The following is a 594-nucleotide window of genomic DNA, read 5'->3' on the forward strand; positions in this document are numbered from 1 at the left end:
GAGTATTGAAACATAGGTTTTCTGTACTTAGAGTGAACGGCTGTATAGCTGTTAATAAAGGTGGTACCGCGAGACCCTCGTCCTTTGCATAGGATGGGGGTTTTTTTGTGTTTCTTAAAGGAGGTGACGGCCAATGGACGATGGCTGGTGGTGCATAGCAGATGAATAGGAAAGGAGGATGTCAAATGGTCATTGCAACTGATGATCTTGAGGTCGCANGTCCTAAATGTGAAAGAGCGGGGGAAATTGAAGGAACACCATGCCCGGCCTGCAGCGGGAAAGGTGTTATTCTGACTGCCCAAGGATATACGCTTCTGGATTTTATCCAAAAGCAGTTGAATAAGTAAAGGAGAATAGCTGAGCTGAGATGAGAGAAGAAGAGAAGAGGAAGTTTCGCGAGGCCGCTTCAGGTACAATTTTTTTGCTGATCGGAACGGTTTGTTTTGCGTCTAAGTCAATTTGGATTAAATGGGCCTATCAAATGGGTGCTGAGCCAGATGCTGTGCTGCTATACAGGCAGCTGATGGCTGTTCCGCTGTTTTGGCTGATTTTCTTGTTTTACCGTCCTTCAATGCCAGACGGCAATAAAAAAGG

General features: G+C 45.7%; 1 protein-coding gene and 1 pseudogene. Both read left to right on the forward strand.

The features are described from left to right. The first annotated feature begins 185 nt into the window (after window positions 1-185). Complete coding sequence (gene rtpA, locus RVS70_RS21850) at window positions 186-347, forward strand: anti-TRAP regulator (RefSeq protein WP_321134823.1); 162 nt, start codon at window positions 186-188, stop codon at window positions 345-347. 20 nt (window positions 348-367) lie between these two features. Further along, window positions 368-594 (forward strand): annotated as a pseudogene (locus tag RVS70_RS21855) (EamA family transporter); the annotation flags it as partial.

This window comes from Virgibacillus sp. M23 (assembly GCF_034190895.1).
Classification (GTDB): domain Bacteria; phylum Bacillota; class Bacilli; order Bacillales; family Amphibacillaceae; genus Virgibacillus; species Virgibacillus salarius.